The organism is Caballeronia sp. GAWG1-1, from assembly GCF_023631465.1.
In the GTDB taxonomy this organism is placed as follows: domain Bacteria; phylum Pseudomonadota; class Gammaproteobacteria; order Burkholderiales; family Burkholderiaceae; genus Caballeronia.
The window spans coordinates 1-9,950 of sequence record NZ_JALQDB010000071.1; the positions used below are offsets into that span (position 1 = coordinate 1).

The 9,950-nt window shown below is 56.1% G+C and carries 11 protein-coding genes and 2 pseudogenes; 10 read left to right on the forward strand and 3 right to left on the reverse strand.

What is annotated here, in order from left to right; genetic code table 11:
* Positions 1-303: 303 nt before the first annotated feature.
* Positions 304-1,323 carry an IS110 family RNA-guided transposase gene (locus tag NCT03_RS33040; RefSeq protein WP_250495446.1) on the reverse strand — a complete coding sequence of 340 codons (1,020 nt, stop codon included), beginning with the start codon at positions 1,321-1,323 and terminating at the stop codon, positions 304-306.
* Positions 1,324-1,335: 12 nt separating this feature from the next.
* Here NCT03_RS33040 and NCT03_RS33045 point away from each other — a divergent pair, with 12 nt between their 5' ends.
* Together NCT03_RS33045 and NCT03_RS33050 are read left to right on the forward strand one after the other, a co-directional pair.
* Positions 1,336-1,536 carry a transposase gene (locus NCT03_RS33045; protein WP_250495447.1) on the forward strand — a complete coding sequence of 67 codons (201 nt, stop codon included), beginning with the start codon at positions 1,336-1,338 and terminating at the stop codon, positions 1,534-1,536.
* A gap of 32 nt (positions 1,537-1,568) precedes the next feature.
* The gene (locus NCT03_RS33050; protein ID WP_250495448.1) at positions 1,569-2,120 is read left to right on the forward strand and encodes a DDE-type integrase/transposase/recombinase; all 552 of its coding nucleotides are present in this window, start codon (positions 1,569-1,571) and stop codon (positions 2,118-2,120) included.
* Positions 2,121-2,302: 182 nt separating this feature from the next.
* On the opposite strand, the gene NCT03_RS33055 is transcribed toward NCT03_RS33050, so the two are convergent.
* A complete protein-coding gene (locus NCT03_RS33055) occupies positions 2,303-3,577 on the reverse strand; it encodes an IS110 family RNA-guided transposase (protein WP_250495452.1) in 1,275 nt (424 codons plus the stop codon).
* Positions 3,578-3,653: 76 nt separating this feature from the next.
* Between NCT03_RS33055 and NCT03_RS33060 the strand changes: the two are divergent.
* From NCT03_RS33060 to NCT03_RS33075, 5 genes and pseudogenes are all read left to right on the forward strand, one after another.
* A pseudogene (locus NCT03_RS33060) lies at positions 3,654-3,968 on the forward strand (integrase core domain-containing protein); the annotation flags it as partial.
* Positions 3,969-4,064: 96 nt separating this feature from the next.
* Positions 4,065-4,328, forward strand: a complete 264-nt coding sequence (locus NCT03_RS33065; RefSeq protein WP_250470075.1) for a hypothetical protein — start codon at positions 4,065-4,067, stop codon at positions 4,326-4,328.
* Positions 4,329-4,367: 39 nt separating this feature from the next.
* A pseudogene (locus tag NCT03_RS34315) lies at positions 4,368-4,664 on the forward strand (DUF1214 domain-containing protein); the annotation flags it as partial.
* A 22-nt stretch (positions 4,665-4,686) separates the two neighbouring features.
* Positions 4,687-5,010: a hypothetical protein gene (locus NCT03_RS33070; protein WP_250495449.1), complete on the forward strand. Its 324-nt coding sequence runs from the start codon at positions 4,687-4,689 to the stop codon at positions 5,008-5,010.
* A complete protein-coding gene (locus tag NCT03_RS33075) occupies positions 5,007-5,276 on the forward strand; it encodes a DUF1254 domain-containing protein (RefSeq protein WP_250470073.1) in 270 nt (89 codons plus the stop codon). Before NCT03_RS33070 ends, NCT03_RS33075 begins: the two co-directional genes overlap by 4 nt.
* 104 nt (positions 5,277-5,380) lie before the next feature.
* Here the strand turns inward: NCT03_RS33075 and NCT03_RS33080 are convergent, their stop codons facing one another.
* Positions 5,381-6,553 (reverse strand): GAF domain-containing protein, encoded by a 1,173-nt coding sequence (locus tag NCT03_RS33080; RefSeq protein WP_250495450.1) that lies wholly within the window; start codon positions 6,551-6,553, stop codon positions 5,381-5,383.
* Positions 6,554-6,800: 247 nt separating this feature from the next.
* On the opposite strand from NCT03_RS33080, the gene NCT03_RS33085 reads away from it, so the two are divergent.
* Genes NCT03_RS33085 through NCT03_RS34320 form a run of 3 tightly spaced genes read left to right on the forward strand, consistent with a single transcriptional unit; the run spans position 6,801 to position 9,914 of the window.
* Positions 6,801-8,528: a methyl-accepting chemotaxis protein gene (locus NCT03_RS33085; RefSeq protein WP_250495451.1), complete on the forward strand. Its 1,728-nt coding sequence runs from the start codon at positions 6,801-6,803 to the stop codon at positions 8,526-8,528.
* A 36-nt stretch (positions 8,529-8,564) separates the two neighbouring features.
* Complete coding sequence (locus NCT03_RS33090) at positions 8,565-9,749, forward strand: diguanylate cyclase domain-containing protein (protein ID WP_284503575.1); 1,185 nt, start codon at positions 8,565-8,567, stop codon at positions 9,747-9,749.
* 3 nt (positions 9,750-9,752) lie between these two features.
* Entirely contained in the window at positions 9,753-9,914 is a 162-nt protein-coding gene (locus NCT03_RS34320; protein ID WP_350030211.1) for an EAL domain-containing protein, read from the forward strand.
* Positions 9,915-9,950: the final 36 nt, after the last annotated feature.

The window sequence follows — 9,950 nt, forward strand, 5'->3', positions numbered from 1 at the left end:
TTGGCTAGATCGATGCTCAGCAACGCGACGCTCATGACGGCCTCCGTTCATTCGTGGATCAGGGACTGTTCATATTGCCATGCACTTCCATCGAGATCATTAGCATTCCTCCATCGAAGGTAGGACGAGGCCATTCCACTATATCCGGCGTCAGGGCGGAGCCCAGCGCCTAACTGGAATTCCGCGCGTGCAGGCCTCAACAACTGGAAGACCTCAGGGGCCGTTATAGAAATCAGGTTCCCTGCTCGCCGGATCGACCGGAGTGCCATTCGTCAATTCGTCAACGCATCGTTGGTGACATTGCTACACTGCTTTTTGATACGACTGGCCGGTGGCGAGCATCGACCAGATGACACGGGCCATCTTGTTCGCGATCGCAACGATGGCTCGGTTGGCGCCTCTTCTGGCTTGTACGGCAAGAGCCCAGGCGTGCTTTTTGTTATGTTTAGTGGGTGCGGTTCTGAGTACGGCGCGCGCACCGTGTATGAGTAACGTACGTAGATGCCGGTCCCCTCGCTTGCTGATGCCGAGCAGGTGCGTTCGGTCTCCGCTGGAACTCTGCCGGGGCACCAGACCAAGCCAGGCTGCAAAGTGGCGGCCATTCTTGAAGTCCTTGGGATCTGATACCGCCGCGACGATCGCTGTCGCTGTTTTGGAACCGACTCCTTCAATCTGCGCGATGCGCTGACAGGTCTCACTGGCCTTGAATACCATATCGATGCGCCTGTCGAAGCCGGTAATGCGGTAGTCCAGCCCACGTAATTGTTCCATCAGATCGGCGAGCATTTCACGGGCGAGCGGCGTCAAGGCGTTCGAGACGTCGGCAACGATGGCCGGAATCTCTCGACGTGCGCGCGTACTCGACTGCGCGAATACGATGCCGCGTTCGGCGAGAATGCCCCGCATTTGGCTTACAAGTCCAGTCCGGTTGCTCACGAGACGTGTACGTGCGCGGTGAAGACTTTGCACATCCTGCTGCTCCACCGACTTGACCGGCACAAAGCGCATCGATGGTCGCTGCAACGCTTCGCAGATTGCCTCGGCATCGTTGCCATCATTCTTGTTGCCCTTCACGAAGGGTTTCACGAATTGCGGGCTGATCAGTTTGACCACGTGACCTTGCTGTTGAAACTGTCGCGCCCAATGATGAGCGCTTCCGCAGGCTTCCATCCCGATAGTGCATGGCGATAGTCGAAGAGTCAGTTCCACCAGTTGGGCGCGACCGACGCGACGTCGCAGCACAAGTTTGCCCGCGGCATCCACGCCGTGCACCTGGAAAACGTTCTTTGCGAGATCGATAGCAAGAAACCGAATGGTGTCCATGACGACACTCCTATGAACGAGAACGCCAGCAGTTACGATACGCCTGGTGGAGCAGTCCATACCATTAACTGGAAGGCGAAATTCGGCGGCATGATGGTTTCCGACGCCCAGCGCCTGAAGGAGCTGGAGCAGGAGAACAACAAGCTCAAGCGGCTGCTGGCCGGATCGATGCTCGACAACTCTGCGTTGAAGGACCTGTTGTCGCGAAAATAGCAAGCCCGCAGGCCAAACGCGAGGCGGTCAAGATGGTGATGACCGAACGCGCCATGGGTGTCACCCGGGCCCGCGGGCTGGTAGGGATTTCGCGCTCGCTGTTCCAGTATGAGTCGCGCCGACGAGCCGACGACGAAGCGCTGACTGGCCGGATGATGGCCATCGCAGCTCAAAAGCGACGCTATGGCTATCGGCGAATTCACGTGCTGTTGCGGCGCGAGGGCTGGCTGGCCAATCACAAACGCATCTGGCGGCTGTACAGCAAGGCCGGACTGAGCTTGCGCAAGCGGCGACGCAAGCGCATTGCCGCTGTCGAGCGCAAACCGCTGCCGGTGCCAACGGGACCGAACCAGAGCTGGTCAATGGACTTTGTCAGCGACGGGTTGGCCAATGGTCGGCGCTTTCGCTGTCTGAACGTGGTCGACGATTACACGCGTGAGTGCCTGGCTATCGAGGTCGATAGCTCGTTGCCGGGTCTGCGGGTCAAGCAGGTGCTTGAACGGTTACGCGAGATGCGCGGCTTGCCTGCTTCCATCACGGTGGACAACGTACTAACTGTCAAGCAGAACCGCCAAAACAGGTAAAGCGCATCCGGGCGCGCGGCCGATGCCGTTCGCCGCGATTACAAAGAGCAATCAACCAGTGGTCTTCCGCATAATCGGGGGGACTTGCTGACCATAGTGGACACAAGATTCATCGCGCACGCGCGTGATCTTCACCGTACCTAAAACAGCATAGAAGCCCCAGCGGAAGGTCCGAGCATTGTCTACGGGGTCGTCTGCGCCCCTACGGCAGCCGAGAGAGGGATCGATCCACTGGGTAAACCGAATTCGAAGAATTGCCGATACGGCTGGTTCCTCTTGATCATACTGTAGGCCACCCGCGCCATCTTGGCGGCGACGGCCGTCAGCGCTTTGCGCCTCAGGTCAGCGTTCCCCGGATCAGCGCGGATATAGCGTTCGTATTTCGAGCGAAACGAGTTCTCTCTCATGCGAACGGCAGCTACATCAGCAAGCCAGAATGCCAGGCGCAAGCGCGCATTTCCTCGTTTTGAAAGCTGCTCGCGCCCGCGTTGCACGCCCGACTGCGTTTTTGCAAGGTCAAATCCGCAGTACTTCAGGAATTGCCGGTGGTGGCCAAAGGGACGCATATCGCCAGCCTCGGCGAGTATGGTCATGGCGATCACCGAACCAATTCCGGGAAGTGTCTTCAGATGTGCAAAATCTGCGTTATCACGCAGTGCTAACTCGGCACGCGCCTCGATTTCAGTACGAAGAACGTTCAAATCCTGATATCGCTGCAGCGTGATTCGGAATGTCTCCACGGCCAGCGAATCGGCAGCGTGGGGCAAGGCAGCAGTATGTGCGGCAGACTCCCAGATCTCCTGGAGTTTGGCGCGCTTGTCAACCTTACGGCCGACTAGATCCCACGCTGCGGTCGTGAAGGCTTCGCGGTCCAATGAGCGCACATGGGTGGGCGTCGGGAATTCAAGCATGAAACGCACGAACCACTCGTTGCGCGTCGCGCACCAGTAGCGGTGCATCTCGGGATAGTAGAGCGGAAGGCAGTGGTTTATCAGCGAATGCTGCACCTTGGTCCTGGCGCGAGACACTTGGTAGTAGGTCTTCGCCAGCTCTTGGAGATCGTGATGACCGGCGAGCTGCGGATCGACGTACCGCTGGTACAGCCCACGCCTAAGCATCTCCAGGATCACCTGCGCGTCCTTCGGATCGTTCTTATCCCATGAGTTGAACAGCGCCTCGCGGTAGCGAGCCTGCACCACCGAATTTATGCTGACGACATCATGTCCGGCCCGTAACAGCCGGTTGGCCAGCGGTCGGTGGTAGTCGCCAGTGGGCTCAAGCGCTACGCGGCAATTGCCGCGTAGCGCTTGAAGGAAGCTCAGCAGCCGCTCAAAATCTGCTGCACTGTTGGCCATCCGGAAGCGTTGCTTCTTGCCTCCTGCTGGTTCGATCAGCACAGCATTCCAGTAGCGACCGACATCAATTGCAACCAGATTCAAGGGAAGTTCCTCAGCCATTTCGTTCTCTCCGGTGGTGAACAGACAATCCGGAGGATGCTCCTTACACCGATGGCTGGCATTCTGCATGTACTACGGTCCGGAGTTCGCTGGTAAGGTGCTGGATGCGTGGGCTTATGAGGCGGGTGTTACGCTGTCGTTCATCCGGCCCGGCAGGCCCGTGGAAAACGCTTACATCGAGAGTTTCAACGGGCGATTCCGCGGCGAATGCCTGAACGAGCACTGGTTCGTTTCCATGCGCCATGCCAGGCATTTGATTGAGGAATGGCGTATCGAGTACAACACTGAGCGGCCCCACAGCTCGCTCGGTTATCTGGCGCCGATGCAATTCGCGCGGGCGCACGAAGCGAAGGAATTATTAACCTCGGACTCTAACTCCACTTCGTACTAAAACCGGGGGCAGGTCAACGAACTTCCGCTTGTTTTAAAAGCGGCACCGCCGATGCCTGGTGAGTCAGCACTGTACGCTCAGGTCAAGGGCTTGCTCATGGCCGCTCAACGAGACCCAGCTATCAAGTCAGCGATCGTCGACGAGAGCAAGAAAGCGGAGGCGGAGGTCATTTCTCCGTTGCTTAACTTCAAAAGTTTCGGTCAGCCGCTGGCAAACCACTGGAATACGATCAGCAACGGCGCAGCATTCGGAACAGACTATTTCACCCGTACCGCTGTGGCAAGGTCCAACATTCTCGTCAACAAGAGCAATGAGACCAAGTACTTTATCTCGACAACGACGCGTCCGGCCAGCGGTTGAATGGCTCACCCGCATACACCGTGACGTTTTGCAAAAGGCTCGACACCGCCCGTCAAGGGTTTCTGGTCATTGACGTTGTACAACGCTCATCACTTCTTCGCTCCGAACGAAATCAAGCGGTATTCGGTAGGTACAAAGAACGAGGACCTAAAGCTCAATACTGACGGCACGCTCACGATTTACATTCAAAGTACGCCGCCAGAGGGAGAAAAGCGGGCCAATTGGTTGCCGTCTCCTGCGAATGAGGATTTCTCGTTGTATGTTCGTGCCTATTGGCCGGAGCCTGCCGTGCTTGCTGGAACGTGGACTCCGCCCGCAGTTCAAGCAACGCAATGACCAATTCAAAAGCGAGAACGCAATGAACCTTCGACTTCGCCTGACTGTATGCGCAGTAGCACTTGTCGCAAGCAGCATCGCCTACGGTCAATCACCGCACTACAGCGAACTTGCCAACCTACCTTTTCCAGGCGGCTACCCCGCAACGAAATTTGTTCAACCCTTGCAGGACGAGTGGCTTTTCCAAAGGGCTGTGCAGGTCTATCTGTGGACACTTCCCGCCCTGAGCGTCTTTGCAATGAAGGAAGGCTCGGAGCAAAAGTTTGGCGCCGGCTACAACGTTCTGCCGATCTTCAAACATCGTCTCGATGCAAAGACGCTTATACCACACCGAATTCGGATGTGATCTACGCATTGGGCTATCTTGACCTTGCGAAGGACGGTCCGATCTTGATCGAGGTGCCGCCCGGATTGCAGGACATCCTCGACGATTTCTTCCAAAGGCCGATCTGTGGGCCGCAAGCGGAAGGGCATACATGGTGTGGCGATGTCGGCCTGCCGGGGCGGACAAGGGGCAGGGCGGCAAGTATCTCTTGGTCCCTCCGGGTATACAAAGCGAGGTCCCTGATGGCTATTCCGCTTCGTACTGAAACCGGGGGCAGGTCATCTTAACTCTTACATTCTTATTCAGCGAATAGCCGCCAACGCGGGCTCGCTTCCGCACCCTGCATGACTTGACAAAAAAGTTGATGACGTTCGGGAGGAGCGCAATCCCGTCAGCCACTCTTGGCCCATCTGAGTTGTCTATCGCGGGCGTGCAAATTTATTTTGTCCGCAAGAAGGGCCGCAAGAGTGCGCAGCGTCGTCACTTGCGAGGTTTTGAATCTTCGCGGGTCACGATCGATGACGCAGAGGGCGCCAAGCGGGAAACCTTCATAGTCGATTATTGGTGCCCCAGCATAGAATCGAATTCTAGGATCGCCTGTGACAAGGGGATTGGCACTGAAGCGCTCGTCTAAGGCTGCATCTTCTACAACGAACACGTCTTGCTGCTCAATGGTGTAATTGCAGAATGCGTTTGCTCTGGGCGTCTCTTGGACATCAAGGCCGAACCGCGCTTTGAACCATTGTTTTTCAGCCGTAAGGAGCGTAATCAGCGCAATTGGCGCCTTTAAGACGCTTGCTGCCATTGTGACAATCGCGTCGAATTCTTCCTGCCGCGGGCTGTCCACTAGATGCGTTCGAGCCAAAGCCTGCAAACGCGCATGTTCTTGAGTCAGCGCCTTGTTTGTCGCGGCTTTGTAATGTGGCGCGATCGCGGCTCGCAACTCGTCGTTACTCGCATGCTTGCTAACTACGCGTATCTGAGCATCACCGAGATCAAATTTAAATTCTTCGGGAGTCAGGGTCGACAAGACGACCACACGCGAATCGGAGAGCCTAGGCGATGCGAGAAGGCGCTTGAGTAGGGCGATCCGTTCCCAGTCGAGGCGATCAACCTCTAACACTAGCGCAGACGGCGTCTGATGCCCTGCCTCGATCAAACCAAACAGCGCGTCATGGACAACGGCGACCCGGATAGCGTGTAGGTCAGCGATGCTTTCACTGCATCGCTTCGCCGCTGCTTCGCTTGCGATCACGAGCACCGTGTGCAAGGTCTGCGTTGGTGCGACCACTCGTCGCGCACGCAGCGCAGCCACGGCGCTCTTGCGAACGCGTCGGTGTCCGCCAGGCGTTTTCCAAGACTCGATAGCACCTTCCTCCACCCAAGTTTGCACGGTGCGGACTGACACACCTAGTATTTCCGCCGCTTGGCGCGTGGTCAAAATGGGATCGCTTTCCATTGCTTCTGAGCTCCTGAGGGCTTCGGTTGAGTATTCAGAATAATGACTAGCTAGAAAAAGTGCAAACTGCACCACTGGATTCGGCAAAATTAGAAGCTTGCTCATCAGCTGGCCGTGTCGCAATGTCACCGGTCTCGACCTGCTTTGTTTCCCACGAATCAGGAATTTTTAGCCGATCTGCAAATCGGCATTTTCTTCTGACGTCGTAACGTCTCGAGCGACATCGAAAATTCGGAAAAATTAAAGTTTGTCCTCGCGCGGCCGTAAGGCAAAACATGGCGCGGCGTACGAAGTCGTCCTTCCTGGACGATGCCCTTGTAACTCACTCGCCGAAACGACAACAAGGCCTTCTATGAAAACGTTGAGAAATATTAAAATCGGGGCGAAGCTTGGTATCGGCTTTGGCATCACGTTGCTCTCTCTTTGCTTGATCGGGGGACTTGCCCTATTTCAAGTTTCTCGTGTCTATAAGGGAACGGATGAGCTGGCTAACGATTGGATGCCAAGCGTGCTCACGCTTGGGGAGATCCAATCCGCGACAAACGCAGTAAGGCGGGGCTCCATGGGCGCACTTCTGGCGACGAGTCCGCAGGAGAAATCTGCGCAGGTGCAAAAGCGCAAAGATGGCCTAGCGGCACTCAATCGTGCACTCGCTAAATACCCCTCGCTGATTTCGAATCCTGAAGAAAAGCAATTGTTTGACGCATTTAACGCGGCGTGGGCGGCGTATCTGGTCGCCGACAATAAGATCAATGCATTGAACGACGCCGGCGAGCAGAATTTTACTGAGGCCCGCGAAATTGCGGCTAATGAATCTGCGCCGTTGTTCGCAACCGTCTCTGCGCTGATCGACCGTGACGTCGCGCTCAATACAAAAGGCGCGAGCGAAGCGGCTGGAGCAGCCGCCATCGATTATCAGCGAACACTGGTTTTCACTTCGATTCTCATTGCATTGGCAATCGTACTCAGCGTCGCGGTCGGGTTACTCATTACGCGTTCGATCGTTACGCCGATTCGTCGGTCGCTCAAGGTTGCCGAGACTGTCGCCCAGGGTGACTTGACCTCAACCATCGTAGACGATGGTAAGGATGAGACGGGTGCATTGCTTCGAGCTCTCGGCAACATGAATGAGCGGCTGGTCGACATCGTGGGCCGCGTCCGAAACGGCAGCGAAAGTATTGCGACAGCCTCCGCTGAGATTGCAGCGGGGAACACCGATCTCAGTCAGCGAACGGAGGAGCAGGCGGCCTCGCTTCAAGAAACAGCGGCTAGCATGGAAGAGCTGACCTCGACGGTCAAACAGAACACGGAGAATGCGCAGCAAGGAAATACGCTTGCTGCGAACGCTTCGGAGGTGGCGGCGCGAGGTGGTGCTGCCGTAAGCCGCGTCGTTGACACAATGAAAGACATCAGTGCGAGCTCCGAAAAAGTCGCGGAGATCATCTCCGTGATCGAGGGCATAGCTTTCCAAACCAATATTCTTGCGCTCAATGCGGCTGTGGAGGCTGCGCGGGCCGGCGAAGAGGGACGAGGCTTCGCCGTAGTTGCAGGTGAGGTTCGCACGCTTGCCCAACGAAGTGCCACAGCGGCGAAGGAGATCAAAGATCTCATAGGCGAATCGGTCGCCAAAGTAAATGCTGGCTCTGATCTTGTTGACGAGGCTGGGCGGACAATGAACGAAGTCGTGCAATCAGTTAAGCGAGTAGCAGACCTTATGGGAGAGATCTCAGCTGCTTCGTCAGAGCAGCACACTGGTATTGAACAAGTGAATGTCGCTGTGTCTCAGATGGATGAGGTCACACAGCAGAATGCAGCGCTGGTTGAGCAAGCGAGCGCCGCGGCGCAGTCCATGGCGCAGCAATCGAGCGCGCTACGTGACCTAGTGTCGGTCTTCAAGCTTGGAAGCACTCCTCAAACTGATGCGGGCAGGCCGGAAGAAGTGAGTCGGACAATTCCACCCCGAAAAAAGGCACCCGAATTGCGCTCTAAAGCGTTCAACAATGGCATGCCGATGGCTGTTCCAATCTTGAAAACTGTCCGCATGACGCAGTCCGTTATGGACGAATGGCAGGCGTTCTGATTCCGATCAAACTCGTCCCTTAATGGACGTACCACAATGAATGCTCGCAAATCGAATCCCGTGCGTGGGCTCGGCTTCGCCCGGCGCGCGTACGCGCTACGAACGGTTGGACTGACCCTAGGGCTTGTCTTTGTCCAGATGATCCTATGGCGTGAGCATTCTTCGGATATTGCGAAGGCCTACATTGCAGTCTATTGCGTTGTCTGGCCTCACGTCGCATACCGTCTCGCATGTCGGTCTCGCGACCCCGCTCACGCGGAGCGTCTGAATATGTATTTGGACGATTTCGTGAGCGGAACATCCGTCGCGGTGATGAATTTCACGTGGCTTCCTAGTACGCTTGTACTGCTGATGTTCATGATGAACAACGTTGCCGCAGGCGGCTGGCGCCAATTGGCTAAAGGGTCGTTGCTTTGTGTATTAGGGACGGTAGCCGGCGCGGTGACATTCGGCTCGCGGGTCGAGCCGCAGTGGATTCCTGACGCAACAACTTTGTTGGCTTGTTTGCCGATGTTAGTGGTGTATCCCTTGTCGTTAGGCTTTGCTAGCTACCGCACCGCACTCAAGCTAGCCGAGCGATCAAAAGCTTTAAGACGCCTTAGCGAACAGGATCCGTTAACTGGCCTGCTGAATCGGAGCACTCTTAACTCACAACTGGCCCTGCGACTTGATGTACGAGATCCAAGTCATTTGCTCAACGTCCTATTTATCGATCTAGACGATTTCAAAATTGTCAACGACTCGCTCGGCCATCGCGTTGGGGATCAACTCCTAACAATTATCGCGGCTCGACTGAAAGAGGCGACCGATCAGGCCACTGAAGACATTGCTCGCTATGGAGGAGACGAGTTCGTCATCGTCTCGGTGCGTTCGCCTGCGGAGGCTGTCCGGGCGCTGGCCAAGGAAATTATCGACGAGATAAATGAACCGGTCTCTCTGGCTGGGCAGAGAATTCACGTGCGTGCCAGTATTGGCATTAGCACATTTCCTGATCATGGTCACAATCCCCAAGCGCTTTTGAGTCGAGCAGATGTCGCGATGTATGCAGCGAAGGCCGCAGGGCGCAATCGGATAGAACATTTCAATGAGCAGTTGCATTTAGCTGCCGCGAAGCGTCTCGAAGTGACGACGCGCCTTCAAAACGCCCTTTCGAACAACGCCCTAAAGCTGCATTATCAACCGCAGGTCGATATGGTGTCCGGAGAGATCGTCGGAGTCTAAGCCCTGTTAAGGTGGCAAGACCCCGTGCTCGGGAACGTTTCCCCCGCTGCTTTCGTACCTATTGCCGAGTCCGATGGTCTGATTCATACGCTTGGCGAGTGGGTGTTGAATCAGGCGATTGACGGTAAGCGCGCAGAAATGGACGTCTGGAACTCTTTGATCTGAGCGTGCAGGCTATGTCCACTGTTTCGAATCAGTGGA